This is a genomic window from Leisingera aquimarina DSM 24565, assembly GCF_000473165.1.
Classification (GTDB): domain Bacteria; phylum Pseudomonadota; class Alphaproteobacteria; order Rhodobacterales; family Rhodobacteraceae; genus Leisingera; species Leisingera aquimarina.
In genome coordinates this window covers 3,628,720-3,653,229 of the sequence record NZ_KI421504.1, presented here as the reverse complement: position 1 = coordinate 3,653,229, position 24,510 = coordinate 3,628,720, and the positions used below count along the sequence as shown (strand labels likewise).

The window sequence follows — 24,510 nt, the reverse complement described above, 5'->3', positions numbered from 1 at the left end:
ATGAGCGATCTGAACAAACTGGGCCTGGCAGAGGCCCGCGACGCGCTGCGCAAGGGCGATACCACCTCGGTCGAGCTGACTGAAGCCTGCCTCAAGGCGATTGATGCCGCTGACGCGCTGAACGCCTTTGTGCACAAGACGCCGGAGATTGCCATGGACCGCGCCAAAGCTGCGGACGTGCGCATCAAGGCGGGCGAGGCCCCCTCAATGTGCGGCTTGCCGGTCGGCATCAAGGATCTGTTCTGCACCAAGGGGGTGCCGTCGCAGGCGGCCTCAGGGATTCTGGAAGGCTTCAAGCCGGAATATGAATCCACCGTCTCGCAGAAGCTGGCCGATGCCGGTTCCGTCATGCTGGGCAAGCTGAACATGGATGAATTCGCCATGGGCTCGTCAAACGAAACCTCTGTCTACGGCAATGCCGTCAGTCCCTGGCGCCGCGGCAATGATGACGCCCAGCTGACGCCCGGCGGCTCCTCGGGCGGTTCTGCGTCTGCTGTTGCTGCCGACCTTTGCCTTGCCGCCACCGGCACCGACACCGGCGGCTCGATCCGCCAGCCTGCCGCCTTTACTGGCACCGTCGGCATCAAGCCGACCTACGGCCGCTGTTCGCGCTGGGGCATTGTTGCCTTTGCCTCCTCGCTGGATCAGGCCGGGCCGATGACCAAATCGGTCCGCGATGCTGCGATCATGCTGGAAGCCATGTGCGGCTATGACCTCAAGGATTCGACCAGCGCCGAACTGGCGGTGCCGGATTTCGAGGCGATGCTGACCGGCGACATCCGCGGCAAGAAAATCGGTATCCCCAAGGAATACCGCATGGACGGCATGCCGGGCGAGATTGAAAAGCTGTGGTCTGACGGCGCCGAAATGCTGAAGGCCGCAGGCGCCGAGATCGTCGACATCTCGCTGCCGCACACCAAATACGCGCTGCCTGCCTACTATGTGATTGCCCCGGCTGAGGCGTCTTCGAACCTGGCCCGCTACGACGGCGTCCGCTATGGTCAGCGCGCTGCGCTGGAAGCCGGCGATGGCATCACCGAGATGTACGAAAAGACCCGCGCCGAAGGTTTCGGCCACGAGGTTCAGCGCCGGGTGATGGTTGGCACCTATGTGCTGTCGGCAGGCTTCTATGACGCCTATTATAACCGCGCCCGCCGCGTCCGCACCTTGATCAAAAAGGACTTCGAGGATGTCTTTGCAGCTGGCGTTGATGCGATCCTGACCCCGGCCACCCCGTCGGCGGCCTTTGGCTTGGGCGAGATGACGGATGCGGATCCGGTGCAGATGTATCTGAACGACGTCTTTACCGTTACCGTGAACCTGGCAGGCCTGCCGGGGATTGCGGTGCCCGCGGGCCTGGACGGCCAGGGCCTGCCGCTGGGCCTGCAACTGATTGGCAAGCCCTGGGATGAGGGCGATCTGCTGAACACTGCTTATGCGCTGGAGAATGCGGCCGGCTTTGTAGCCAAGCCGCAGCAATGGTGGTAATGCTCTGCTCAATGAGTTGAGCAGAAGTGACAGGTAACCCCATGCGCGCATTCGCATCTTACGCCGCTGCAGGCAGCCTTCTGGTTATGGCTGCCTGTTCCCCTCAGGTCCCCGACAGTGCCGCAAACGTCGGCATTGACGGCGATCCTTTTGCACCGCCGCCCGCCGCGGGCACCACAATTACGGGTGAGCCGCTGGTGCCGCCTGCGCGGGTCTCCACCGAGCCGTATCAGGTAAGCCCGGCGCCGCGAAGCCCAGGCTCGGTTGCGGCGGCAGGCACCTTCACGTCTTCCGCTCCCGCCGCGGGCAGTGATGCCGACATCGCCCGCGAAACGGCTGCGGCCCTTGCGGCGTCACAGTCGAATTCCGGGGTCGAGCCGCTTCAGGCCAGCCCCTCCAACCCGGCGCCGCAACCGGGCGGGAATGCCAGCATTTCGGATGAGAACGACTTCCAGGCGGTCTCCTCCCGTCAGTCGATCGAAAGCGATGCCGCCCGGCTGGAGCGCCAGCGGGCGCAATACCAGCAGGTGCAGCCGGTGGCAATCCCGCAGCGGACCGACAGCGCCAGCCCCAACATCGTGCGTTACGCGCTGACTACCAGCAATCCCAAAGGCGCCCGCCTTTACAGCCGTGCGGGCATCAACCTGCAGGCGCGCAGCAAGCGCAACTGCGCCGAGTTTGCCTCACCTGATCAGGCCCAGACCGCATTCCTCGAGGCAGGCGGCCCGCAGCGCGACCGCAAGGCGCTGGATCCGGATGGCGACGGCTTTGCCTGCGGCTGGGATCCGGCGCCGTACCGGCTGGCCATCCAGAATTGATGGCCCCGGATCCACGCGGGCCTGATCATCCGGGCGCCAGCTGGCACCCCAGCCCGAATTCAGGGTCGCGCAGGGACGGTCTGACGCCGTCCCTGATTGTGTTGCATTATACTGCTATGGATGGGGCGCAGGCCGCGCTTGAGCGGCTCTGCGACCCCGTAGCCGAAGTCTCGGCCCATTACCTGATCGGAGCGGATGGCACGCTCTGGCAAATGGTAGCTGAGGAAAGCCGCGCCTGGCATGCCGGGGCAGGGGAGTGGTGCGGCCAGGCGGACATAAATTCCCGCTCCATCGGCATAGAACTGGACAATCGTGGCACGCATCCCTTCAGCGCAGCGCAGATGGCGGTGCTTGAAGATCTGATGCACGGTATCATGCAGCGCTGGTCTATCGCTCCAGCCGGGGTCATCGGCCATTCCTGCATGGCGCCAGGGCGCAAATTCGATCCCGGCCCGCATTTCGACTGGCAGCGCCTTGCACGCCAAAAGCTTGCGGCTGAGGGAGGCCATGGCGAAGGTCCGCAGAATGCATCGAAGCAGCCGCAGCTGTTCCGCAATCTAGCGCGCGATGCGGGTTTTACTGCGGATGTTGATGACAGCACACTGCTTCAGGCTGTCCGTCTGCGGTATCAACCCTGGTTGAAAGGCCCGCTGCAGCCAGCCGATTTTTCTCCCTTGGGAACAGCTTGCAGCTGGACCTAATGCTTGCGGAGCTCTTCCGGGTGCTCCGGGAGGCTGTCAAGGGGGCGGGCCCGGTCTTCTTCTGGCTGCAAGTATCCTGGGGTGAATTGGCCGCAGGCCAAGAGGGACAAAGCCCCTGCCGCCTGCACTATCCGCTTGACGCCGCGCGCCGATGTTTCTACGCCTCCTTTCGCGCAGAAGGCTGGACGGCCGCGTGGGGTTCCGGCCCCGCGAGGAAAGTCCGGACTCCATGAAGCAACGGTGCCGGGTAACGCCCGGGCGGGGAAACCCGACGGAAAGCGCCACAGAAAACAGACCGCCCGCCGGACCGGAGGTTCGCCAACGGAGCATTCGGCGGGTAAGGGTGAAACGGTGGGGTAAGAGCCCACCGCGCCGCTGGCAACAGGGGCGGCACGGCAAGCCCCACCGGGAGCAATGCCAAATAGGGCCCCCGCGCAGGCAGGTCCCGGAAACGGGAAACCGCTGCTAGGCACGCTTCAGCCGAGAGGGGCCGGGTTGGCAGCTAGAGGCACGCAGCAATGCGCGCCCCAGATGAATGGCCGTCGAGCCCGGGATTACGGTCCCGGGGGGACAGGATCCGGCTTACAGGCCTTCTGCGCATAAATACCCCCGAATCCTATTGACTTGGGGGCTGGGGCAGGTACAAGCCGGGCTTCAGATAGGAATTTACCGAGAGGCCCCTGCCTTTTCGGACGCAGGAGAAGCACCATGGCGAAGCCGACCACAATCAAGATCCGCCTGAACTCGAGCGCGGGCACCGGCCACTTCTATGTGACCAAGAAAAACGCGCGTACCATGACCGAAAAAATGGTTGTGCGGAAGTATGACCCGGTTGTGCGCAAGCATGTCGAGTACAAAGAAGGCAAAATCAAGTAAGCCTTTCATTTGGAATGATTTCCGGAAACGGGTCGCGCCTGGCGCGGCCCGTTTTCTTTTGGACTGGCCTGGCACCTCGCATGGCTGCTTCAAATTCTTTGAAAATGCCAGGCTGATTCCGCCGCGCGGCCGGCTGCCGCGGCACGTTTGCGCCCCAATTCCGGTCTAGCCTTCAGCCCGTGGGTTAATGAACAAACGGGTGGATGTGCTGTGAGGGTTTACATGATTGCGGCTGCATTGGCAGCGGCCGGGGCGCCGGTCTCCAGTTCCTTTGACGCGGGGACGGCGGTGCCGCCGCCGCCTGCAGTCGAGGCACAGCATCTGCAGACCGCATCGCCAGCCCGTGCTGGCGGTCAGCGGGCGGTGGTGGACAAAATCGTGCACCTGCAGGGACGCAGGCTGGCGTTGTGCCTGGTCCGCTCAGGCAGTGCAGGAATGGCGGTTCTGAGCGTCCCGGAGGACAGCGCAATGCCCAGCCTGCCGGAGATCCCGGCGGCTGAGTTCCTTGATTTGGTCACGGATGCTTCCGGCTGCCGCCCGGACGGCGAAGTGCGCGAGGTGTCGAGCCGCCGCGGCACAATTGCCATCTCCGCCGGGCTGGACTGCACGGCCGCCGGATCCTGACGTCAGAGGCGTACACTAGGCGCGCCACTCGGCCATTGTCAGCACCGGATCCATTCCCATGCCCTGCAACAGCGCGGCTGAGGCGGTGTTGAAGGGCGCATAGGTGGCTGCAACCACTGTGGCGCCGGCCGCCAGTGCCTGCGCCCTCATCGCCTCTACCAGTGCCTTGCCGGCGCCCATCTGGCGCCAGGCTTCGGTCACCGAAATATGATGCAGCATGGCGCGGGTCTCAGCCGCGCGGATGGGCAGCGCCGGGCGGTTCTGCAGCTCATAGATTAAATAGCCCAGCAGCGCCCCTTGCGGGCTTTCTGCGGCCAGGGCAACGATGTTCTCTTCCCGCAGCCACACCTGCAACCATACGGCCAGATCGGTGCTGCCGAGGGGCGGGGTGTGGCGCGCTGGCTGATGCGCGGCGTGCGATGCATGCAGGTCCTGCAACAGCGGCAGCAGGCGGTCTGCCTCCACTGCGGGAACCTCGATAATCTTTATGGGGTCATCCCACTTATTGTTGTTGAAATGAAAAGGGGCGGATCGCTGTGACCCGCCCCTCGATAACTTTGGAAAACTTTGAGTGCTTATTCGCGGTTTCCAAGCAGCTGGAGCAGCATCATGAACATGTTGATGAAGTCCAGATAAAGGCTGAGTGCGCCCATGATGGCCGACTTCGCCAGCCATTCCTGGTCGCCCGAATGTGCCATCTGCAGGTAGTCGTTCTTGATCCGCTGGGTGTCATAGGCGGTGAGGCCTGCAAAGATCAGCACGCCGATCACGGAGATCGCAAAGGCCATCGCCGACGACGCCAGGAAGATATTGACGATCGAGGCCACGATCAGGCCGATCAGGCCCATGATCAGGAAGGCGCCCATGCCGGACAGGTCTTTCTTGGTGGTGTAGCCCACCAGCGACAGGCCCGCAAATGCGATGGAGGTGATCAGGAACACCTGCACGATGCTCTCGCCGGTGAAGACTAGGAAGATCGAGCTGATCGACAGGCCCATCACCGTGGCAAAGACATAGAACAGCAGTTGAACGCCGGCCGCCGACATGCGGTTTGCGGCAGCGCCGATGCCGAACACAAAGGCCAGCGGTGCAAACATGATAACCCATTTCAGCGGCGAGGCATAAAGCGCATAGCCGATATTGGTCAGGTATTTGTCCGCGCTCAGCTGGGCCACGGCATTGGCCGGGTCGGCAGTGACGGCCAGGCCGGAAATGGCCCAGGCTGCGAGGAAAGTGATGAACGTGCCTGCGGCCATGGTGCCGTAGACCTTGTTCATATGGGCGCGCAGGCCCTCATCAATCTGCGCGGCGCGGGCGCCGGCTGCAGACCGGATGGTGTCGAATTGTGCCATCTTGGGTGGTCTCCGTAAATTACTCCCTTGCTGCCGGAACACGAACCGGGCCGCGGCCGGCAGCTTTCCCGCTAAATATCGGGGGAACTGCGTTCCGGTTCAAGTATTTCGGGGCAATAAATACATGAAAAACGAGGAAACGGGCCGCCGGCTGGCGGCCCGCCTCAAATGCGGGCGTCAAATCGGGCTGCAGACGCTCAGCGGGTCCAGTGATCCGGTGCGCTCCAGAACCCGCGCCGGGCCTCGGCGTCGGCCTCGGCGCGGGTCACGCCGATGTCGTCCAGTGCGCGGGCGTCCAGCTTGGCCAGCTGGCGGCGCTGCCGCCATGCCGATACATGCAGATGCAAGCGGGCGGTCAGTGACAGCGGCGGCTTTGCAGTGGGGCACGAGGGGGTGCAGGACGGGGCGTTGCAGGAAGAGGTTGCAAAGGTCATAGCGCGGATCCTTCAGTTGAGTTTGTGATGCGTCCCTTTTGGGTGATCAATTGTGTTGATGAATATGGTGTCTTGTGGCACATTTTAAAAACGAATGTTTTTGATCTAATGCATCAGGTGCTGTGATGGTAAGGAATCTCGATATCACGACGCTCCGCTCTTTTGTGGCGGTGGCGGACAATGGCGGCGTGACCCGGGCAGCCGGTTTTCTGCATCTCACCCAATCGGCGGTCTCCATGCAGATGAAGCGGCTGGAGGAGCTTTTGGGGCTGAGCCTTCTGGACCGCTCCGCGCGCACTATTGCGCTGACAGCGGAAGGCGAGCAAATGCTTGGGTATGCCCGCAGGATGGTGGCGCTGAATGACGAGGTGATCGGCAGGCTGACAGACCAGGCCTTTGAGGGCGAGGTGCTGCTGGGGGTGCCGCATGACGTGGTGCATCCGGTCATCCCGCAAGTGCTGAAGCGGTTCAATCTCAGTTACCCGCGGGTGAATGTGAACCTGTGCACATCCAACACCCGCGACCTCAAAGCCGAATTCGCGCGCGGCGCGTTCGACCTGATCCTGACCACGGAAAACGGATCAGGCGGCGGCGGCGAGACGATCCACAGCATGCCGCTGCGCTGGGTCGGCGCGCCGGACGGGTCGGTCTGGCGGCAGCGTCCCCTGCGGCTTGGCTTCTGCCGCAACTGCAGTTTCCGCCCTGTGGCCACGGCGGCGCTGGATGAGGCGGGTATCGAATGGGAGATGGCGCTCGACAGCGATTCCGACCGGACCGTCGAGGCAACGGTCAGCGCCGATCTGGCCATCGGTGTGTTGCTGGAGGGGACCCAGCCCGGTTATCAGGAACTGGTCGAACAGGGCTGCGGCTTGCCGGATCTTCCCCTGCAGCACATCAACCTCTACGGGGCCGAGCGCGTGCGCGCGCCCTATGTCGAGGAACTGGCCGAATTCATCCGTCAGGCCTTTCAGGGTCTGTGGTCCGCGCCGCTGCGCGCTGCCAGTTAACGGGCTGATGCTGTGGCCGCGGGCGGGAGAGGTCCTGCCACGCGGTTGCTGCTGGTCAGCTGTTGCTGCCCAAGGTGATTACCACCTTGCCGGTGGACTTGCGGCTGCGCAGCAGGTCCAGCCCCTCGGCAGCGCGGTCCAGCGGCAGGGTGTGGCTGATATGCGGCTTGATGCGGCCTTCGCCGTGCCAGGCAAACAGCGTCTCAAAGGACCGGCACACCGCTTCGGGCCGAAATTTCATGTAGCCGCCCAGATAAAACCCGATCACCGTCAGGTTCTTCACCAGCAGGTGGTTGGCCGGGATTTGCGGCACCTCGCCGCCGGCAAATCCGACCGGCAGCAGCCGCGCGCCCGGATTGGCGGAGCGGAAGGCGGCTTTCCACACCTCGCCGCCCACGGCGTCATAGACCACATCTGCGCCGCCCAAAGCCTTCACAGTGCTGCGCAGGTCTTCGCCGGCATCAACCAGATGATCCGCACCGGCGGCAGCCGCCACTTCCAGCTTCTCCTGCCCGCGGGCCTGGGCAATCACTGTCGCGCCCATCAGTTTGCCGATCTCAACAGCCGTTAGCCCGACGCCGCCGGCGGCCCCCGTTACCAGCAGCGTCTCGCCCGGCTGCAGGCGGGCGCAATGATCCAGCGCCATATGACTGGTGCCATAGGCGATCTGCATTGCCGCGGCGTGCTCGAAGCTCATCGCATCGGGGATCCGGATCAGCTGGGCCGTGTTGAAAACCCCGGCTTCCGCCAGCCCGCCGGAGCCGCCGAACACTGCGACCCGGTCTCCCGGAGCAAACCCTTTTGCGCCATCGCCCAATTCCGTCACCACGCCTGCCGCTTCCAATCCCAGGGTAAAGGGGGGCTCGGGCGTGTCCTGATAGCTGCCCTTCATCATCAGCAGGTCGGCAAAGTTCAAACCGCAGGCCCGCAGCGCAACGGCTGCTTCTCCGGGCCCCGGCGGCGGGACGTCTATTTCCGTCAGCGACGCCGGACGGTCAAAGGCTGGAACTTGGAAAGCCTGCATATTTTTTCCTCACCTTCTGCGGGAATCTGTGTGATTCGCGCCCTCACACTGGCGGGTTGCTGCGCCTGGCTGCACCTCGCTATTTCTGGGGAGGTACGTGATCGTCAGCCGCTTGGCAACAAAACCTTTAGAAAAATGATACATGAAATCATGCGCTTGAACGTGCGGGCTGCGCATGGGGCGACGGCAGCCTTGCAATCAATCGCAAGGGTTGTACACTTTTGCTCAGAGGTTGAGCTTAGATCGCTCTGATGGGGAACCGTGTTCCGGCAAAGATTTGAAGCAGCCAGAACAGGTTATAGGAATGCAGCGGTCCGGGTTGCAGCCGGATTTTGGACTTAGGAGAAACGCATGGCTCATCCAGTTGACGTGCATGTGGGAAAGCGCATCCGCCACCGCCGGTGGCTGATCGGCATGACGCAGCAGCAACTCGCCGAGCAGGTCGGCATTAAATTTCAGCAAATTCAGAAATACGAGACCGGTGCGAACCGGGTCAGCGCCTCGCGGCTCTGGGATATTTCCGACGCGCTTGAGGTGGCGGTGAGCTTCTTCTTCGAAGGGCTGCAGGAAGAAGGCAAAGCCCCCGCGGAGAAAGCCTCCGTTCCGGAAGACCTGATGGGCGACAAAGAGGCCCTTGATCTGGTGCGCTCCTACTACGCGATCCCGGAAAACCAGCGCCGACGCCTGTTTGAACTGGCACGTGTGCTAAGCGACGTCGCCTGAAATCCGGACGGCGAATGAAAAGTATTTGCAAGCGCAAAACCTGCGATGGCGGGGTTTGCGCTTGCAATCGTGCCGGGCGAGTGGCACCCGTCACGATATGAAACAGGCCGCTTTATCTGATCTTGACGTTGCACACAGACTGGCAGACGCAGCACGCGCTGCCATCTTGCCGCATTTCCGCACATCTTCGCTGACGGCTGAAAATAAACTCGAAGACGGGTTTGATCCGGTCACTGTTGCGGACCACGCTGCCGAGCAGGCGATGCGGGCGGTCTTGGCGGATACGCGCCCCGATGATGGAATACTGGGAGAGGAGTTCGGCACCAAACCGGGCATCTCTGGACGAACCTGGGTGCTGGACCCGATTGATGGCACCCGCGGCTTCATCAGCGGCACGCCGACCTGGGGCGTGCTGATTGCGCTGTCAGATGAAAACGGCCCGTTCCTGGGCGTTATCGATCAGCCCTATACCGGTGAGCGTTTCTGCGGCGGACCGGAAATTGCCGCCATGACCGGACCGTTTGGCGAAAGACCTTTGCAGACCCGCGCCACTGCGGCGCTGGAAGACGCCATCCTGTTCACCACTTTTCCGGAGGTCGGCACACCGGATGACCGGGCTGCGTTCGAACGGGTCTCGGCCCGCGCCAAACTGACCCGCTATGGCACCGACTGCTATGCCTATGCGCTGGTGGCGGTAGGACAAGTGGATCTGGTGATAGAAGCCGGTCTCAACGCTTATGATATTCAGGCGCCGATTGCGCTGATCCAGGCAGCAGGCGGCATGGTCACTGACTGGCAGGGCAACCCGGCCCATAATGGCGGCCGTGCCCTGGCCGCGGCCAACGCGGAAATCCACGCGGCTGCGCTGGAACTGCTGCGGCAGACGTAAACGGGTTGAAACCGGCGCCCCCTGCCTGTAGTTTTCCCGGCAGGCCGGTTCTTCGCCCGTTTTCCATCGGCCAATCACACATTCCTCTGAAGCGGGCTGTCTTTTGGAGTGTGTGAAAATGACAGAGATTCTTATTCAAAATGCCGATACCATCCTGACAATGGATGATACGCGCCGTGTGCTGCACGGCGCCGATGTGCTGATCCGCGGCGGCGGGATTGCCGCCGTGGGGCAGGGGCTGCAAACCAGCGGAGACATTGTTTCAGGCCGCGGCTGTGTGGTGACCCCAGGGCTGGTCAACACCCATCACCACCTCTACCAGAACCTGACCCGCGCAGTGCCCGGCGCCCAGGATGCGCTGCTGTTCGGCTGGCTGCAGCGGCTCTATCCCATCTGGGCGCAGTTCACTCCGGACGAGATGTTCGTCTCTGCCCAGCTGGGGCTGGCGGAACTGGCGCTCTCCGGTTGCACGCTCAGCTCCGACCACCTGTATCTCTACCCCAACGGCTCCCGTCTGGAAGACACTATTCACGCCGCCCGCGAGGTGGGCCTGCGCTTCCACCCGACCCGCGGTGCCATGAGCATCGGCGAAAGCGATGGCGGTCTGCCGCCCGACAGCCTGGTTGAGAAAGAGCAGGCCATTCTCGATGACATGATCCGCGTGGTGGACGCTTTCCACGATGCCGGCGAGGGGTCCATGTGCCGCGTCGGCCTGGCGCCATGCTCGCCCTTTTCGGTCAGCCGCGAGCTAATGCGCGATGCGGCGCTGCTGGCCCGCGACAAAGGCGTGATGCTGCATACCCATCTGGCCGAAAATGACGAGGATATTGCCTATTCCGAGGCCAAGTTCGGCTGCCGCCCCGGCCAGTATGCCGAAGAATTGGGCTGGACCGGAGAGGATGTCTGGCACGCCCATTGCGTGAAGCTGGACGTGCAAGAGATTGATCTTTTTTCCAGAACCCGCACCGGGGTTGCTCATTGCCCCTGTTCCAACTGCCGCCTGGGCAGCGGCATCGCGCCTGTGCGGGCAATGCGCGATGCTGGGGTTCCTGTGGGGCTGGGCGTGGACGGCTCCGCCAGCAACGACATGGCCAGCCTTAGCGCTGAGGCGCGTCAGGCCATGCTGCTGCAGCGGGTTGCCAACGGTGCCGATGCGATGAGCGCCTATGAAACGCTGGAGATCGCCACCCGAGGCGGCGCCGATGTGCTGGGCCGGCCCGATTGCGGCCGCCTGGCGCCAGGCAAGCGCGCCGATGTCGCCGTCTGGGATACCACCGGCATTGCGTCCAGCGGCAGCTGGGATGCTGCCGCCCTGCTGCTGGCCGGCCCGACCCAGGTCAAACACCTGTTTGTCGAGGGCAAGCAGATCATCCGGGGCGGCGAAGTCACCACCCTCGACCTGCCGCGTCTCATCGAACGCCACGGCCGGCTAGCGCAGTCTTTGGCTTCTTCTTTTTGAAAGTACTCCTGCCGCAGGCAGAGGCGCGCCAGCGCCTCTCCTATACCCGCCTGCCACCGATCCAGACTTCGGCGACCGCGCGGTCATCCCCCATCATGATGGTCGGGAACACCGCTTCCCACAGGTCCTCGGCGCGTTCCGCACGCTGGGCGATGGCAGGGGTGGAGGCAAGGTCCAGCACCACCAGATCCGCCTCCATGCCTGCGGCGATATTGCCGATCTTTGCCTCCATCCGCAGCGCCGTGGCGGATCCTTGGGTCGCCAGCCACAACAGCTGCGCCGCCTGCAGCGGCGTGCCGCGCAGCTGGCCGATCTCATAGGCCGCCGCCATCGTGCGCAGCATTGAAAAGCTGGACCCGCCGCCGGTATCGGTGGCAAGGCCGATCCTCTGCCCCTCAGCCATCAGCCCGGCCATATCGAACAGCCCGGAGCCGATAAAAGTGTTCGATGTCGGGCAATGGATCAGCGCCGCGCCAAAGTCCCGCAGCCGGTGCCGTTCACGCTCCTCCAAATGGATCGCGTGACCGTAAAGACCCCTAGCGCCCAAAAGGCCGAACTCCTCATAGGTGTCCAGATAGTCGCGGGCCTGCGGAAACAGCGATTTCACCCATTCGATCTCATCAATCTGCTCGCTCAGATGCGTTTGCATCAGACATTCCGGGTGCTTGCCCCAAAGCGCGCCCATTGCCTCCAGCTGTTCCGGGGTGGACGTGGGGGAAAACCGCGGGGTGATCGCATATTCCAGCCGGTCCACCCCGTGCCATCGCCCGATCAGCGCTTCTGAATCGTCATATGCAGATTGGGCCGTGTCCCGCAGCCCATCCGGTGCGTTGCGGTCCATGCAGGTCCTGCCCGCAACCACCCGCTGCCCGCGGCCTTGCGCCGCCGTGAAAAACGCATCCACGCTTTCGGAATGAATGGTGCAATAACTGCAGACCGTGGTGGTGCCATGGGCGGCTGTCAGGTCCAGATAGCGATTGGCAACTTCATCAGCATAGGCGCGGTCGCCGAACCGCATCTCCTCTGGGAAGGTATAGCTGTTCAGCCAGTCGATCAGCCGCTTGCCCCAGCTGGCGATGATGGCGGTCTGCGGATAATGCACATGGGCGTCCACAAACCCGGCCATAATCAGCTTGCCGCTGTGATCCACGGCTTTCGCCTCAGGCAGCAGTGCCTGCATTTCTGCCAGCGGACCGGCACCCGCGACCTTGCCGTCCTGCACCGCCACCGCGTCCTGCAGCCGGACGGCATCTTCTGGCTGGCCAGCGGTGAAGGGAGAGCCGGCAAAAGACAGCACGTGCCCTTTCAGGATGTAATCGGTGCCCATTCTTCCAACCCTTTCCTTGCAAAATGGCTCCGGGCAGGATACCCGCCGCATCAGCTCCGGTAAATTATGCCGATGACATTGTTTTCCGGTAGCCGCTTCTTCTATTTTGCAGGCAAACACTCACAAAATACCCGGGGGCATCACATGAGCAGCGGCGACAACATCACCGGCGACCTGTCTCAGGACGACTCCTATGACCTGGACCGCAAATTGGTTGCCCAGATTCTGGGTGCGGTGGAGCAGGGCGATCAGCAGACGCTGACGGATCTGCTGGAAGACCTGCACGCCGCCGACATCGCCGACCTTTTGGAACAGATCGATGCCAGCGACCGGGCGCGGCTGATCCGCCTCTATGACCGTGAGTTCGACGGTGAGATCCTGTCCGAACTGGACGAGTCGATCCGTGAAGAGGTTATCGAAACGCTGAACCCGCTGGTTCTGGCCGATGCGGTCCGGGAGATGGAAAGCGACGATGTCGTAGACCTTCTCGAAGACCTTGAGGTGCCGCAGCAGGAAGCCATCCTGGATGCGCTTGAAGACGCCGATCGGGTCGCGGTTGAGCAATCTCTGAGTTATCCGGAAAACTCCGCCGGCCGCTTGATGCAGCGCGAAGTGGTGATGGCACCCGAGCATTGGAATGTCGGCCAGGCCATTGATTTCATGCGCAACTCAGATGATCTTCCAGAGCAGTTCTATCACGTGGTCCTGGTTGATCCGCGTCTGCATCCGATTGGCAATGTCACCCTTGGCCGGATAATGGCCACCAAGCGTGAAGTGCCGCTGAGCGAACTGGTCGAGGACACCTTTCAGGTGATCCCCGCCGATCAGGACGAGGAAGACGTGGCCTATGCATTCAATCAGTACCACCTGATTTCGGCGCCCGTGACCGACGCTGAGGGGCGACTGGTCGGTGTGATCACCATCGACGATGCGATGATCGTGCAGGATGAGGAACACGAGGAAGACATTCTGCGCCTGGCTGGCGTGGGCGAGGAAAGCTCGCTGGCTGACCGGGTGATCGAAACCACCAAGCGCCGCTTCCCCTGGCTGGCGGTGAATCTGGTGACCGCGGTGCTGGCCTCGCTGGTCATTGCCCAGTTCGAGGACACCATCGCCCAGTTCGTCGCCCTTGCGGTGCTGATGCCGATTGTTGCGTCTATGGGCGGCAATGCCGGCACCCAGTCGCTAACGGTTGCGGTGCGCGCGATTGCCACCCGCGACCTGACCGGTTCCAACGTCTGGCGGGTGATCCGCCGGGAAGTGCTTGTGGGGCTGGTCAACGGGGTGATCTTTGCCATTGTGATGGGGCTGGTGGGCTTGGCCTGGTTCGGTTCGCCAATGCTGGGGGTGGTGATTGCCGTCGCTATGGTGATCAATCTGGTCGTGGCGGGGCTGGCGGGCACGGTGATCCCGGTTCTATTGGAGAAAGCCGGTATTGACCCGGCGCTGGCCTCAGGCGCATTTGTGACCACTGTGACCGATGTGGTCGGGTTCTTTGCCTTCCTCGGGCTTGCCGCCACCGTTTTGCTGTAGGAGACCGCGATGACGGATCTGACCGAGATTAAAGCCGCCGCCCGCAAGGCCGCCTTTGCCCGCCGCAAGGAAGCGCATGCCCGCAATGTTCCAGGTGCCGCAGGCGGTCTGTCCGAGGTGCTGGCCGGCTACCGCGGTGTGCCGTTGTCTGGCTTTCTGCCGATCCGGACAGAAATCGACCCGGTGCCCGCAATGGCCGAAGCCGCCGCGCACGGGCCTGTGGGCGTACCGGTGATCATGGGGGCAGGGCAGCCGCTGAGATTCAGCCGCTGGCAGCCCGAAGTCCCGCTGCGCGACGGCCCCTTTGGAGCCATGGTTCCCGAAACGGATGATTTTTTCGAACCTGAGATCCTGATCGTGCCGCTGGTTGCCTTTGATGCCAAGGGCGGGCGTTTGGGGTACGGCGGCGGCTTCTATGATCGCACGCTGGAACTGCTGCGCGGCAAACGGGCGACGCTGGCGATTGGCTTTGCTTTTGACGCGCAAGAGGCCGAAGACTTGCCGCTGGAACCCACCGACCAGCCGCTCGATATGCTGGTGACCGAAAGCCGGATCCTGCAATTCAGCCGCTGACGCAGGCCAAGCAGCCAAGATTTTGTGGAAAAATCTTGGCAGAACTTTTCAGAAAAGTTTTGCACGCCTGCCGCGGGCCTTGTTCTGCCGGGCGCAACGGCGTACCACGCGCACATGCGAATTTTGTTTCTAGGCGATGTGATGGGCCGCGCGGGGCGCAGTGCCATTTCTGATAATCTGCGGCGATTGCGCCAGGACTGGCGGCTCGATTTTGTTGTGGTGAATGGCGAGAATGCCTCCAACGGCATGGGGCTGAGCGGCGAGCACGCCAAGCTGCTGCTGGACGCGGGGGTCGATTGTCTGACATTGGGCGACCATGCCTTTGACCAGAAAGACATGCTGCAGTTCATCGAAAAGGAACAGCGCATTATCCGGCCGCTGAACTTTGCCAAAGGTGCGCCGGGCCGCGGCTACCGGCTGTTCCAGGCGCCGGGCGGACGCAAGGTGCTGGTGGTGCAGGTGCTGGGCCAGGTGTTCATGAAACGCGCATTCGATGATCCCTTCGGCGCGGTCGAGGCGGTGCTGAAATCGCACCCCCGCGGCGGGCTGGCACAGGCGATCATCGTCGATATGCATTGCGAGGCCACTTCCGAGAAGATGGCAATGGGCCACTTTTGCAATGGTCGCGCCTCGCTGGTGGTGGGGACCCATACCCATGTGCCGACAGCGGATGCGCAGATCCTGTCCGAAGGCACCGGCTATCTCACCGATGCCGGGATGTGCGGCGACTACAATTCGGTTATTGGGATGGACAAAGCCGAGCCGATGCGCCGCTTCCTGACTGGAATGCCCAAGGCCCGTTTTACCCCCGCAAATGGTGCGGCTACCCTTTCCGGCGTATTTGTCGAGACCGACGACCGAACGGGTGCTGCCAAGCAGATTCGCATGGTGCGCAATGGCGGCTTGCTGCAGGAAGCCGCCCCTTAAGGCCGCGCCCCTGCGCAATGCAGCCTGGGGCGGGATGATTTGCCGTTGCAGCCGCGATTTTCCGCATAAATTCCCGAATCCAGGCCCTCGAAACTTTGCTGATGCGGAAATTCTTGCTCAGGCGAAAGGTTTCAGGGAAACTGCGCGATGGCGAAGCGTGCAGCAGCACGCTAAATCCGCCTGAAACTATATGGACATCATCACGGTAAATGCAGTTCTTCCAACTAGGTGAAACCGGCAGCGCGGTCCTGGCGATTGCCATTGTCCTGGCCATGTTTGTGGCTTTCCTGCGCGAAACCTATCCCACCGAAGTTGTGGCGCTGACCGGCGTTGCGGCAATGCTGGCCACCGGCGTTCTGCCCTACAATCAGGCGCTGCCGGTGCTGTCCAACCCGGCGCCTTGGACCATTGCGGCGATGTTCATCATCATGGGCGCTTTGGTGCGGACAGGGGCGCTGGATGCCTTTACCCAAATTGCCAAGAAACAGGCCGAGGTGAACCCCAAACTGGCGGTTGCGCTGCTGATGGCCTTTGTGGTCGCGGCCTCTGCCGTGGTGTCAAACACGCCGGTGGTTGTGGTGATGATCCCGGTTTTCATCCAGATTTCCCGCACCCTGAATGTGTCCGCCTCCAAAATGCTGATCCCGCTCAGCTATGCCGCGATCCTGGGCGGCACGCTGACGCTGATCGGCACCTCGACCAATCTGCTGGTGGATGGCGTGGCGCGGGCGCAGGGCCTGAAACCCTTCACTATTTTCGAAGTCACCCCGCTGGGCGTGATCTTGGTGGTCTATGGCATGGTCTATCTGCGCTTCATCGCACCGCGGTTGCTGCCGGACCGCGACAGCATGGCGATGCTGCTCAGCGATAAATCCAAGATGAAGTTCTTCACCGAAGCAGTGATCCCGCCTGAAAGCAACCTGATCGGCCGCGAAGTCACCGGCGTGCAGCTGTTCAAGCGCCCTGGCGTGCGGCTGATCGATGTGATCCGCGGCGATGAATCGCTGCGCCGCAACCTCAAAGGGGTGGAACTGCAGGTCGGCGACCGCGTGGTGCTGCGCACCCGAATGACCGAGCTGTTGAGCCTGCAAACCAATAAGGAGCTCAAGCGGGTGGATCAGGTTTCCGCCGTCGAGACCGAAACCGTCGAAGTGCTGATCACCCCGGGCTGCCGCATGGTCGGCCGCAGCCTTGGCGCGATGCGCCTGCGCCGCCGCTACGGCGTCTACACGCTGGCGGTGCACCGGCGAAACCAGAACATCGGTGTGCAGCTGGACGACCTCGTGGTGCGGATCGGCGACACCCTGCTGCTGGAGGGCGCGCCGGCTGATATCCAGCGTCTGGCCTCCGATATGGATCTGGCCGATGTCTCGCAGCCGACCCAGCGCGCCTACCGCCGCAGCCACGCGCCGATTGCCGTTGTTGCGCTGCTGGGGATCGTTCTGCTGGCCGCCTTTGGCGTCGCACCTATCCTGATGCTGTCGCTGCTGATGGTATCGCTGGTGTTCGTGACCCGCTGTATTGATGCGGATGAGGCGTTCTCATTTGTCGATGGGCGTCTCTTGGCGTTGATTTTTTCGATGCTGGCCATCGGGGCGGCGCTGGAAAGCTCCGGTGCGGTTGCCCTGATCGTCAACGCCATTGCGCCCGCCTTGTCGATGCTGCCGCCGTTCCTGCTGGTCTGGGCGGTCTATCTGCTGACCTCGGTCCTGACTGAGCTGGTCTCCAACAATGCTGTGGCCGTTGTGGTTACCCCGATTGCCATTGGCCTGGCCCAGGCGATGGGGGTGGATCCGCGCCCCTTGGTAGTGGCCGTCATGGTCGCCGCCTCGGCGTCTTTTGCCACTCCGATCGGCTACCAGACGAACACCTTGGTGTACGGTCCAGGCGGTTATAAGTTCACCGATTTTCTGCGTGTCGGCATCCCGCTGAACCTCAGCGTCGGGATGGTTGCGTCGCTGATCATTCCATTTTTCTGGCCGCTCTGATCGCACTGGATGCCTTTGGCGATGGCGATTTTTCGCCTTGCCAGATCCTGTTTACGTGAAATTGTTAAAGCCATGCCCATATGAAACAGGGGAGTATTTCTAGGGGTGGCAAATGGATTTCAAAAAACTGTTCCTGATTGGGGTCCTGGGCGGATCAACAGCCATTGTGCTGATGTCGCAGGCCTGGGCGGACCGGCAAGCACAGCCTGCAATGGTCTCCGCACAGGCCGCAAAATCCTTGTGAAAGGATTTTGGCAAAACTTTTCCGCAAAAGTTTTGGTCCTCGCTACAATGGCCAGAACACCAGGATTGCCGGAATAGAGACGGCAATGACCAGAGCCTCCAGCGGCAGCCCCATCCGCCAGTAATCGCCAAAGCGGTAACCGCCGGGACCCAGAACAAGCGTGTTGTTCTTATGCCCGATCGGCGTCAGGAACGCCGCCGAGGCGGCAACCGCCACCGCCATCAGGAACGGATCAGGAGACACCCCCAGGGACTCCGCCATCTGAATGCCCACGGGTGCCGCGACAATGGCCGTTGCGGTATTGTTCAGCACATCCGACAGCGTCATGGTGACGACCATCAGCACCGTCAGCACAGCCCAGGCGGGCAGGCCTGCGGTCAGGCCCGTCAGCGCATTGGCAATCAATGCGGTGCCGCCTGAACTGTCCAGTGCCGCCCCTAGCGGGATCATCGAGCCCAGCAGCACCACCACCGGCCATTCCACGTGGTCATAGATCTCTGCCACCGGCAGGATCTTGAGCAGGACATAGCCGATCGCAACCAAGCCCAGGGCCACCGGCAGGTAGATCAACCCGGCAGAAGCCGCCAGAACGGCGGCGGCAAACAGACCGATGGCGGCCCAGGTCTTGTCATTTGCCGTTACCGCCAGCCCGCGCTGCGCCAGCGGCAGGCAGCCCAGCCAGTCGGTGACATCGGCACTGCGTCCGCGCGGGCAGAGCAGCAGCAGAATGTCCCCTGCTTCAATTTCAGTCTGGCGGATGTGTTTGGTGATCCTCCTGCCCTGACGGGAAACCCCCAATAGCACGGCGCTTTGCCGCCAGGCCAGGCCTATGGATTGGGCACTGCGGCCGCGCACACGGGCAGATTCCGGCACCACAACCTCAACCAGTTCCAGCCCGTCGCCTGCAGCCGTCACTTTTTCCTGCCGTGCGGCGTCGGCAAAATCCAGTTTCAGGGCGCTGCGGAACTCATCCAGTGCTTCCGGTTCGGCCTCGATCACCAGGGCATCCCCGTCCCGCAGCATGGCAGCGCTGGAGCGGCCATAGCGGCGCTTGCCATCCCGGATCAGCCCGATGATCGCCACATCCGCCTTCTCAGCCTCTTCATCCAGCTCGCCCAGCCGTTTGCCGATCAGTTCCGAGTCTTCGCCCACGGTCAGCTCGGCAATATAGGGCGCCAGCTGCGCCTCGGAAGCTCCTGCTGCATTCTCCCGCGCCGGGATCAGCCGCCAGCCGATAAGCGCCACAAAGCCAAGCCCAGCCAGCGCCGCAACGCCGCCCACCGGGGCAAAATCGAACATCCGGAACGGCTCTCCCAGCCGCTCCTCCCGGATCGCCGCGATGATGATGTTTGGCGGGGTGCCGATCAGGGTCGCCATGCCGCCCAGAATGGTGGCAAAGGACAGGGGCATCAGACTCAGCCCAGGTGCGCGTCCCGCCTTGCGCGCGGTCTGGATATCCACCGGCATCAGCAGCGCCAGCGCCGCGACATTGTTCATGAAGGCTGACAGCACCGCACCGACCCCGCCCATCAGCGCGATGTGGCCGCCAAGGCCCCGGGCGCTGTCCACCAGCGTCCGGGTGATCAGGAACACTGCCCCCGAGCGCACCAGCCCTGCGGACACAATCAGCACCAGCGCCACCACTAGCGTTGCCGGATGGCCAAACCCGGCAAAAGCGTCGCCAGCAGGCACCACCCCCAGCACCACCCCTGCCATCAGCGCGGCAAAGGCCACCAGATCATACCGGTAGCGCCCCCATAACAGCAGGGCAAAGACGGCAGCAAATAACGCAAATAAAACAGCTTGATCATATGTCATCGGGCCAGCTTAACCCCGAAACCCCGCCGAGCAAGGGCCAAGCCGGGGCAGGGCGCTTGAAACCCGGCACCCGCACGGGCTATATGAGCGCCAATTCAGATATTCAGCAGCAAGGATGCACCATGGCAGGCCATTCAAAATGGGCAAACATTCAGCACCGCAAAGGCCGTCAGGACGCGGCGCGGTCGAAACTGTTTTCCAAGCTGGCCAAGGAGATCACCGTGGCCGCCAAGATGGGCGACCCTGATCCCGACAAGAACCCGCGCCTGCGCCTGGCCGTCAAGGAAGCAAAATCGCAGTCCGTCCCCAAGGACGTGATTGACCGCGCGATCAAGAAGGCCGTGGGCGGCGACGCTGAAAACTATGACGAAATCCGTTACGAGGGCTATGGTCCTAACGGCGTTGCGGTGATCGTCGAGACGATGACCGACAACAAGAACCGCACCGCCTCCAACGTCCGCTCCACCTTCTCCAAGAACGGCGGCAATCTGGGCGAGACCGGTTCGGTCGGTTTTATGTTCGACCGCAAGGGTGAAGTCACCTATCCGGCTGCCGCTGGCGACGCCGACACCGTGATGATGGCCGCCATCGAAGCCGGCGCCGAAGATGTCGAAAGCTCCGAGGACGGCCATATCATCTATTGCGCCGATACCGACCTCAACGATGTGTCGAACGCATTGGAAGCGGAGCTGGGTGAATCCGAGAGCACCAAGCTGGTCTGGAAACCGGGCACCACCACCGAGCTGGATCTCGAAGGCATGCAAAAGCTGATGAAGCTGGTTGATGCGCTGGAGGACGATGACGACGTGCAGCGCGTCACCACCAACTTTGAAGCTTCCGACGAGGTCATGGCGCAGCTTTAAGCCGCTGCTGTTGTTTTATGCTCTAGGCCCGCCAGCCCGGCGGGCCTTTCTTTTGTCCGGCGGCCGCTGCTTCTTTCTGATCTTAGGTACCGCGGGGGTGAGGCCGCAAAGCCGAAGGGGCAGCGCCCCCTCCCTCAAGCTGTGCCAGGGTCAGTCCAGCTTGCGGTAGCGCAGGATATTGCCGCGCGGCAGATACATCAGCGTCAGCTCCAGGTGATCCACATAGTCGATCACATAGCAGTAGTCCTCGCCGGTCTCTTCCTCGCGGGCATAGAGATATGGCCCGCCGCCCTCGAAATTGAAACACTGCTCCGAGACGGCCAGATAGTCCCGCCCGGCATAGGCACCGTCATAGCTGTTGTCCCGCTCCGCCCCCAGAACGGTAAACTGCACATTGGGATCGTCCTCCGAATACCAGTGCCCCTGCAGCTTGTTCAGCAGACCGTCATGTTCGTTCCATGACCGCACCGAGACATCCCGCAGCACAACATCCGCGGTCCGGTCGTAAACCGCTTCCAGATCGCCCTCCACTGTCATTGGCGTGCCGGTGTCCAGCGTTTCCATGACCGAAAAGACAAACTGCGGCGTGCGCCCGTCATCGCGAACAAAGAACTTGGTGCCGCCAGCGTGGAAACTGCACTCCCGCTGGCTTTCGGAGGAACAGCCCTGCAGGGTCACATTGTCCGAATAGGGCTCGCCAAAGGTGCCCGGCGTGCTGCCTTGCGGCTGGGCCGGGGCCTGTTTGGCCGACGTTTCAGCCGCAGCATTCAGTGTCAGAGTGAAATGCGTGGCGGTTTCGCCGGTGTCCAGCTTGCGAAACCCCTGCGTCTCATACCCGCGCGGACCGCATTGGGTGTCGCCGTGAATGGTAAAAGGCTCAGATGATGTGCAGAATGTGTAATCACCGCTGGCAAAAGCCCTGCCCGATGCATTGGCCCGGTAATAATAATAACGTTTCTTCAAATCACCGCTGACCGGCGTTTTGCACGCCCCCGCCGGAATGTTCCACCAGCCTTCCGAAACCCAATCTCCGTCGCTGGAATAGCCGATGGCCAGACTCAGGCTTTGCCCGGCTTTGTTGCAGACCTCCAGCCCGGCAAAAGCAGGCAGTGCTGCCAGCCCCAGGCCCGCAGCAATTAGAATATGCTTCATGCAAAAATGTCCCTCGGTTGCTGGCTGAAACGCTAGGGGGCAATGGCGGAGGCGGCAAGAAAAACCCGGTTGCACGGCGGCTGGCCGGTCAATCGGTGACGACACCGCCAATTCGCAGGGCCGTGGCATCCGGTATCCATATCTCCCGGTGGGGGATGGCAAAGACCCTGTTTGCAAACTCGGCGCTCACCCCTTGCTGCAACAGAAAGGCGCGGTCCTTTTCCTGCTCCCTTTCCAGGTCTATCTGCGGCAGGCCGCTTTCGAACTGCAAAGCATAGCTGTGAAAACCAAGCTGTCCGTCCCCGCCGAGGCTGCGCCGGGGGCCGGCTGCGAACATTAATGTGCAAGCTGAAGCACACAAACCTTCTGCACGGGTGGCAAAACCGTGTTCGCGGATCAGTCTGGCAGCGCCCCGGGCCTCGGCAATCAGACCGCCGGGGCTGGTCAGGGTCATTCGATGCAGGCCGGGGTGCTGGCTGGCCATCTGCGCAATCCGCCGCGTGAGACCAAAGGTGATCTCACCTTCAAATATCAGCGCACGGCCGTCATTGGAAACTGTCAGCCTGTAAAGCGCTTCGCGCGCCTGCCGCCGCTGTTCGGCATAATTGGGTTCCTCCTCCGTCCGGGCGATCAACTGCGCATCCCACCACAGGGTGATCGCGGTGAAACCCGCAAACAGCAGCACCAGATAACCACCCCAGACTGGGGCCATCGCCCCGGTGCTGCGTACATGCGCATCAGCGCTTAGCAGAAAGGCACGGGCCTGCCACAGCAGAAACAACCCGTCCGCCGCCATCAGAATAAAGACCAGCGGCACCGGCAGGCGAACCCATTGGTTCAGCGCCAGCCAGATCAGCACAATCCCTGCGCGCGGCAGCAGCACTTGCAGGCCCAGGCTGCGGTGCAAGGAGGCAGGCGCGGGCATCAGCCGCACCGCCCGCCGCAGGCGGCACAATTTTCTTGCAAGAAAATTGGCCGGAAAATTGGAATTTTCCGGGTGCCGGCGGCCGGGGTTACTCTAAAAATGCCGAAATCTCCTCCAGCGGTTTTTTCAGCTTGGCCACGGATGGCACGGTCGCGTCCTCTGCCGGATGGCCCACGGCGATGATCATCGTCGGTTTTTCCGATGCCGGGCGGCCCAAGGCGCCATTCAGGAACTTCATCGGGTTCGGTGTGTGGGTCAAAGTGCACAGCCCGGCCGTATGCAGCGCCGTCAACAGAAGGCCGGTGGCAATATTCACGCTTTCCGGCACATAATAGTTCTTGTAACGGCTGCCGTCCTCAAAGGCGCCCCAGCGCTGGGCAAAGACCACGATCAGCCAGGGCGCGGTTGTCAGATGCGGCTTGTCGGCATTGGTGCCGATCGGCTCCAGCGCCTTGATCCATTCATCGCCAGCACCGCCGGCGTAGAACTTCTTCTCCTCTTCCTCAGCCGTGGCGCGGATCTGTGCTTTCAGCTCGGGATTGGCGATCGCGGCAAAGAACCAAGGCTGGTGATTGGCCCCCGAGGGTGCCGTGCCGGCGGCGCGGATACATGTTTCGATCACCTCCCGCGGCACCGGCTGATCCGTAAAGTCCCGCACCGTATGCCGCCGTCGCATATGGGCCAGGAATTCCGCCGCCTTTTCCAGCATTTCAGCGTCGGAATACCCCGCACTGTCCGGCAAGGGCAGCGGATCATAGCTCAAGGTGTCTTTTGAAAACATCGGCGGGCTTTCCTGTTTAGCTTTGCGTCAAATACTGCCTAGCAGATTTCTGCACCGCGCGGGTCACCTCCGCAAGGGCAGGGGCCATCACCCGCGCCACTTGCCAGGTCAGGGGCACAGGCAGTGCGGTATCCGGGATCAGCGGCACCAGCCGCCCGCTGCGGATATCCTCTGCGACCATGGCCAGCGGGTTCATGCCCCAGCCCAGACCCGCCGCGGCGGCATCAATGAAGGCATGGGTTGAGGGCAGGTAATGGGCGGGCGGGGCCAGCTGCGGCGCCACATTCCGCTCCAGCCACAGCCGCTGCAGATTGTCCTTTGCGTTGAAGATCAGGCAGGGCGCGCAGGCGGCAGCCTCCGGCGTCACCCTCTTCGGAAACCAGCGCGCCATGAAGTCCGGACTGGCGGTTGCCACATAGTTCAGCGTGCCCAGCGGATAGGCATCAAACCCGGTCACGGGCTTGGAACTGGCGGTCACCGCCGCCGAAACCTCTCCCCGTTTCAGCCACTCCGCGCTGTGGTCCTGATCATCCACCAAAAGGTCGAACAATACCCCGTCCACCTCTGCCATTGCCTCGATGAACCAACTGGCCAGGCTGTCGGCATTGACCGCGACCCGCAACCGCACCGGGCCGTGGCCCGCCTCCAAAGATAGCTCACGCGCCAGCTGCGCCTCCAGCAAGCCGATGTCCTCGGCATGTTTGGCTATCCGCAATCCCGCTCCCGTCCCGGTGCAAGGCGACCCGCGCAGCACCAGCGCAGTGCCGATACGGTCCTCTAGCGCTTTGATCCGCTGCGAAATGGCCGAGGGTGTCACGAGCAAGGAATGCGCCGCCGCCTCAAAACTGCCAAGGCGCAGCACCGTGCTCAATGCGGCGAGTTGGCTGGGATCCATCTGCATTAGCAACTCTAATCTGGCGTAAAGTTCTTTAACTGGATTAAAGCCACGGCGGGCATTAGTCAAACCACAGCACAACAATGGAG

25 protein-coding genes and 1 other RNA gene are annotated in these 24,510 nt (G+C 62.4%); 16 read left to right on the top strand and 10 right to left on the bottom strand.

Going from position 1 to position 24,510, the window contains the following annotated elements; genetic code table 11:
- From gatA to AQUI_RS0122270, 6 genes are all read left to right on the top strand, one after another.
- Window positions 1-1,488, top strand: coding sequence for an Asp-tRNA(Asn)/Glu-tRNA(Gln) amidotransferase subunit GatA (gene gatA / locus AQUI_RS0122300; RefSeq protein ID WP_027259501.1), 1,488 nt, complete (start codon window positions 1-3; stop codon window positions 1,486-1,488).
- 41 nt (window positions 1,489-1,529) lie between these two features.
- On the top strand, window positions 1,530-2,306 hold the full coding sequence (locus tag AQUI_RS0122295; protein ID WP_027259500.1) for an excalibur calcium-binding domain-containing protein: 777 nt from the start codon (window positions 1,530-1,532) through the stop codon (window positions 2,304-2,306).
- Window positions 2,306-3,007: an N-acetylmuramoyl-L-alanine amidase gene (locus AQUI_RS28610; RefSeq protein WP_035920160.1), complete on the top strand. Its 702-nt coding sequence runs from the start codon at window positions 2,306-2,308 to the stop codon at window positions 3,005-3,007. The genes AQUI_RS0122295 and AQUI_RS28610 overlap by 1 nt, the downstream gene beginning before the upstream one ends.
- Before the next feature lie 173 nt (window positions 3,008-3,180).
- Window positions 3,181-3,608: RNase P RNA component class A (gene rnpB / locus AQUI_RS29540), an RNA gene on the top strand.
- 107 nt (window positions 3,609-3,715) lie between these two features.
- Complete coding sequence (gene rpmG / locus AQUI_RS0122280) at window positions 3,716-3,883, top strand: 50S ribosomal protein L33 (protein WP_008554190.1); 168 nt, start codon at window positions 3,716-3,718, stop codon at window positions 3,881-3,883.
- A gap of 222 nt (window positions 3,884-4,105) precedes the next feature.
- On the top strand, window positions 4,106-4,507 hold the full coding sequence (locus tag AQUI_RS0122270) for a hypothetical protein (protein WP_027259498.1): 402 nt from the start codon (window positions 4,106-4,108) through the stop codon (window positions 4,505-4,507).
- A gap of 15 nt (window positions 4,508-4,522) precedes the next feature.
- Here the strand turns inward: AQUI_RS0122270 and AQUI_RS0122265 are convergent, their stop codons facing one another.
- The 3 genes from AQUI_RS0122265 to AQUI_RS0122255 form a co-directional block, all read right to left on the bottom strand.
- On the bottom strand, window positions 4,523-4,972 hold the full coding sequence (locus AQUI_RS0122265; protein ID WP_425411828.1) for a GNAT family N-acetyltransferase: 450 nt from the start codon (window positions 4,970-4,972) through the stop codon (window positions 4,523-4,525).
- 110 nt (window positions 4,973-5,082) lie between these two features.
- A complete protein-coding gene (locus AQUI_RS0122260) occupies window positions 5,083-5,859 on the bottom strand; it encodes a Bax inhibitor-1/YccA family protein (RefSeq protein ID WP_027259497.1) in 777 nt (258 codons plus the stop codon).
- Between the two features lie 197 nt (window positions 5,860-6,056).
- On the bottom strand, window positions 6,057-6,293 hold the full coding sequence (locus AQUI_RS0122255) for a DUF1127 domain-containing protein (RefSeq protein WP_027259496.1): 237 nt from the start codon (window positions 6,291-6,293) through the stop codon (window positions 6,057-6,059).
- Between the two features lie 125 nt (window positions 6,294-6,418).
- On the opposite strand from AQUI_RS0122255, the gene AQUI_RS0122250 reads away from it, so the two are divergent.
- Window positions 6,419-7,300 carry a LysR family transcriptional regulator gene (locus AQUI_RS0122250; RefSeq protein ID WP_027259495.1) on the top strand — a complete coding sequence of 294 codons (882 nt, stop codon included), beginning with the start codon at window positions 6,419-6,421 and terminating at the stop codon, window positions 7,298-7,300.
- 55 nt (window positions 7,301-7,355) lie between these two features.
- Here the strand turns inward: AQUI_RS0122250 and AQUI_RS0122245 are convergent, their stop codons facing one another.
- Window positions 7,356-8,324 (bottom strand): NADPH:quinone oxidoreductase family protein, encoded by a 969-nt coding sequence (locus AQUI_RS0122245; protein WP_027259494.1) that lies wholly within the window; start codon window positions 8,322-8,324, stop codon window positions 7,356-7,358.
- Between the two features lie 351 nt (window positions 8,325-8,675).
- Between AQUI_RS0122245 and AQUI_RS0122240 the strand changes: the two genes are divergently transcribed.
- The 3 genes from AQUI_RS0122240 (at window position 8,676) to AQUI_RS0122230 (ending at window position 11,395) form a co-directional block, all read left to right on the top strand.
- Window positions 8,676-9,047 carry a helix-turn-helix domain-containing protein gene (locus tag AQUI_RS0122240; RefSeq protein WP_027259493.1) on the top strand — a complete coding sequence of 124 codons (372 nt, stop codon included), beginning with the start codon at window positions 8,676-8,678 and terminating at the stop codon, window positions 9,045-9,047.
- 97 nt (window positions 9,048-9,144) lie between these two features.
- Complete coding sequence (gene hisN, locus AQUI_RS0122235; RefSeq protein WP_027259492.1) at window positions 9,145-9,936, top strand: histidinol-phosphatase; 792 nt, start codon at window positions 9,145-9,147, stop codon at window positions 9,934-9,936.
- Between the two features lie 118 nt (window positions 9,937-10,054).
- On the top strand, window positions 10,055-11,395 hold the full coding sequence (locus AQUI_RS0122230) for an 8-oxoguanine deaminase (protein ID WP_027259491.1): 1,341 nt from the start codon (window positions 10,055-10,057) through the stop codon (window positions 11,393-11,395).
- 40 nt (window positions 11,396-11,435) lie between these two features.
- Here AQUI_RS0122230 and guaD read toward each other — a convergent pair whose 3' ends face one another.
- Entirely contained in the window at window positions 11,436-12,722 is a 1,287-nt protein-coding gene (gene guaD, locus AQUI_RS0122225; RefSeq protein ID WP_027259490.1) for a guanine deaminase, read from the bottom strand.
- A 144-nt stretch (window positions 12,723-12,866) separates the two neighbouring features.
- Between guaD and mgtE the strand changes: the two genes are divergently transcribed.
- From mgtE to AQUI_RS32320, 5 genes are all read left to right on the top strand, one after another.
- Window positions 12,867-14,255 (top strand): magnesium transporter, encoded by a 1,389-nt coding sequence (gene mgtE / locus AQUI_RS0122220; protein ID WP_027259489.1) that lies wholly within the window; start codon window positions 12,867-12,869, stop codon window positions 14,253-14,255.
- A 9-nt stretch (window positions 14,256-14,264) separates the two neighbouring features.
- On the top strand, window positions 14,265-14,828 hold the full coding sequence (locus AQUI_RS0122215) for a 5-formyltetrahydrofolate cyclo-ligase (protein WP_027259488.1): 564 nt from the start codon (window positions 14,265-14,267) through the stop codon (window positions 14,826-14,828).
- A 114-nt stretch (window positions 14,829-14,942) separates the two neighbouring features.
- A complete protein-coding gene (locus AQUI_RS0122210) occupies window positions 14,943-15,755 on the top strand; it encodes a TIGR00282 family metallophosphoesterase (protein WP_027259487.1) in 813 nt (270 codons plus the stop codon).
- Between the two features lie 209 nt (window positions 15,756-15,964).
- The gene (locus tag AQUI_RS0122205) at window positions 15,965-17,743 is read left to right on the top strand and encodes an SLC13 family permease (protein ID WP_027259486.1); all 1,779 of its coding nucleotides are present in this window, start codon (window positions 15,965-15,967) and stop codon (window positions 17,741-17,743) included.
- A gap of 112 nt (window positions 17,744-17,855) precedes the next feature.
- Window positions 17,856-17,987 carry a hypothetical protein gene (locus AQUI_RS32320; protein ID WP_281172020.1) on the top strand — a complete coding sequence of 44 codons (132 nt, stop codon included), beginning with the start codon at window positions 17,856-17,858 and terminating at the stop codon, window positions 17,985-17,987.
- A 42-nt stretch (window positions 17,988-18,029) separates the two neighbouring features.
- Here AQUI_RS32320 and AQUI_RS0122195 read toward each other — a convergent pair whose 3' ends face one another.
- Entirely contained in the window at window positions 18,030-19,805 is a 1,776-nt protein-coding gene (locus tag AQUI_RS0122195; protein ID WP_027259485.1) for an SLC13 family permease, read from the bottom strand.
- A gap of 122 nt (window positions 19,806-19,927) precedes the next feature.
- Here AQUI_RS0122195 and AQUI_RS0122190 point away from each other — a divergent pair, with 122 nt between their 5' ends.
- On the top strand, window positions 19,928-20,668 hold the full coding sequence (locus AQUI_RS0122190) for a YebC/PmpR family DNA-binding transcriptional regulator (RefSeq protein ID WP_027259484.1): 741 nt from the start codon (window positions 19,928-19,930) through the stop codon (window positions 20,666-20,668).
- Between the two features lie 150 nt (window positions 20,669-20,818).
- Here AQUI_RS0122190 and AQUI_RS29470 read toward each other — a convergent pair whose 3' ends face one another.
- From AQUI_RS29470 to AQUI_RS0122170, 4 genes are all read right to left on the bottom strand, one after another.
- Window positions 20,819-21,820: a DUF1036 domain-containing protein gene (locus AQUI_RS29470; RefSeq protein ID WP_051371959.1), complete on the bottom strand. Its 1,002-nt coding sequence runs from the start codon at window positions 21,818-21,820 to the stop codon at window positions 20,819-20,821.
- A gap of 88 nt (window positions 21,821-21,908) precedes the next feature.
- Window positions 21,909-22,745, bottom strand: coding sequence for a COG3904 family protein (locus AQUI_RS0122180; protein ID WP_035920437.1), 837 nt, complete (start codon window positions 22,743-22,745; stop codon window positions 21,909-21,911).
- An 88-nt stretch (window positions 22,746-22,833) separates the two neighbouring features.
- On the bottom strand, window positions 22,834-23,526 hold the full coding sequence (locus tag AQUI_RS0122175) for a nitroreductase family protein (RefSeq protein ID WP_027259482.1): 693 nt from the start codon (window positions 23,524-23,526) through the stop codon (window positions 22,834-22,836).
- Window positions 23,527-23,542: 16 nt separating this feature from the next.
- Entirely contained in the window at window positions 23,543-24,427 is an 885-nt protein-coding gene (locus AQUI_RS0122170) for a LysR family transcriptional regulator ArgP (RefSeq protein ID WP_027259481.1), read from the bottom strand.
- Window positions 24,428-24,510 lie beyond the last annotated feature (83 nt).

Bases quoted from the DNA above. Each gene is read 5' to 3' on its own strand.
- AQUI_RS0122180 (WP_035920437.1), bottom strand. From the start codon at position 22,745: ATGCCCGCGCCTGCCTCCTTGCACCGCAGCCTGGGCCTGCAAGTGCTG.
- gatA (WP_027259501.1), top strand. From the start codon at position 1: ATGAGCGATCTGAACAAACTGGGCCTGGCAGAGGCCCGCGACGCGCTG.
- AQUI_RS0122250 (WP_027259495.1), top strand. From the start codon at position 6,419: ATGGTAAGGAATCTCGATATCACGACGCTCCGCTCTTTTGTGGCGGTG.
- AQUI_RS0122175 (WP_027259482.1), bottom strand. From the start codon at position 23,526: ATGTTTTCAAAAGACACCTTGAGCTATGATCCGCTGCCCTTGCCGGAC.
- AQUI_RS0122215 (WP_027259488.1), top strand. From the start codon at position 14,265: ATGACGGATCTGACCGAGATTAAAGCCGCCGCCCGCAAGGCCGCCTTT.
- rpmG (WP_008554190.1), top strand. From the start codon at position 3,716: ATGGCGAAGCCGACCACAATCAAGATCCGCCTGAACTCGAGCGCGGGC.
- AQUI_RS0122205 (WP_027259486.1), top strand. From the start codon at position 15,965: ATGCAGTTCTTCCAACTAGGTGAAACCGGCAGCGCGGTCCTGGCGATT.
- AQUI_RS28610 (WP_035920160.1), top strand. From the start codon at position 2,306: ATGGCCCCGGATCCACGCGGGCCTGATCATCCGGGCGCCAGCTGGCAC.
- AQUI_RS0122195 (WP_027259485.1), bottom strand. From the start codon at position 19,805: ATGACATATGATCAAGCTGTTTTATTTGCGTTATTTGCTGCCGTCTTT.
- guaD (WP_027259490.1), bottom strand. From the start codon at position 12,722: ATGGGCACCGATTACATCCTGAAAGGGCACGTGCTGTCTTTTGCCGGC.
- AQUI_RS0122245 (WP_027259494.1), bottom strand. From the start codon at position 8,324: ATGCAGGCTTTCCAAGTTCCAGCCTTTGACCGTCCGGCGTCGCTGACG.
- AQUI_RS0122230 (WP_027259491.1), top strand. From the start codon at position 10,055: ATGACAGAGATTCTTATTCAAAATGCCGATACCATCCTGACAATGGAT.
- AQUI_RS0122255 (WP_027259496.1), bottom strand. From the start codon at position 6,293: ATGACCTTTGCAACCTCTTCCTGCAACGCCCCGTCCTGCACCCCCTCG.
- AQUI_RS0122260 (WP_027259497.1), bottom strand. From the start codon at position 5,859: ATGGCACAATTCGACACCATCCGGTCTGCAGCCGGCGCCCGCGCCGCG.
- AQUI_RS0122295 (WP_027259500.1), top strand. From the start codon at position 1,530: ATGCGCGCATTCGCATCTTACGCCGCTGCAGGCAGCCTTCTGGTTATG.
- AQUI_RS29470 (WP_051371959.1), bottom strand. From the start codon at position 21,820: ATGAAGCATATTCTAATTGCTGCGGGCCTGGGGCTGGCAGCACTGCCT.
- hisN (WP_027259492.1), top strand. From the start codon at position 9,145: ATGAAACAGGCCGCTTTATCTGATCTTGACGTTGCACACAGACTGGCA.
- AQUI_RS0122210 (WP_027259487.1), top strand. From the start codon at position 14,943: ATGCGAATTTTGTTTCTAGGCGATGTGATGGGCCGCGCGGGGCGCAGT.
- AQUI_RS0122190 (WP_027259484.1), top strand. From the start codon at position 19,928: ATGGCAGGCCATTCAAAATGGGCAAACATTCAGCACCGCAAAGGCCGT.
- AQUI_RS0122240 (WP_027259493.1), top strand. From the start codon at position 8,676: ATGGCTCATCCAGTTGACGTGCATGTGGGAAAGCGCATCCGCCACCGC.
- AQUI_RS0122270 (WP_027259498.1), top strand. From the start codon at position 4,106: ATGATTGCGGCTGCATTGGCAGCGGCCGGGGCGCCGGTCTCCAGTTCC.
- AQUI_RS32320 (WP_281172020.1), top strand. From the start codon at position 17,856: ATGGATTTCAAAAAACTGTTCCTGATTGGGGTCCTGGGCGGATCAACA.
- AQUI_RS0122170 (WP_027259481.1), bottom strand. From the start codon at position 24,427: ATGCAGATGGATCCCAGCCAACTCGCCGCATTGAGCACGGTGCTGCGC.
- mgtE (WP_027259489.1), top strand. From the start codon at position 12,867: ATGAGCAGCGGCGACAACATCACCGGCGACCTGTCTCAGGACGACTCC.